This window comes from Bradyrhizobium sp. LeoA1Lang (genome assembly GCF_055413685.1).
Genome location: NZ_JBVAPG010000621.1, coordinates 1 through 255, shown reverse-complemented (window position 1 = coordinate 255; position 255 = coordinate 1). Strand labels below are relative to the sequence as shown.

1 pseudogene is annotated in these 255 nt (G+C 58.8%); it reads left to right on the top strand.

Features of this window, described 5'->3' with window-relative positions:
• Nucleotides 1–75: 75 nt before the first annotated feature.
• Nucleotides 76–255, top strand: a pseudogene (locus tag ACZYOF_RS44755) (peptidase M23); the annotation flags it as partial.

Genomic DNA, 255 nt, shown 5'->3' with positions numbered 1-255 from the left:
GGCGGAGGCCCTTCTATCCAACCATGGAGGTTCACCATTCGTCTCAGATATCTTTTGGCCGCTTCAATTCTGGCGCTGTCATCCGCGTCAGTTGCGAATGCGCAGACCACCGACTGGTACATCTTCAGCGAGCCGTTCATCTCCAGTGCGCGTGCCCAGGCAATCGAGTGGCAAAAGGTCGATGAGATACTCGGCCGGAAGCCGGCCGTCTCCGGCGAGGTGCATCGTTATGGATTCCCGCGCAGCGATCTGACC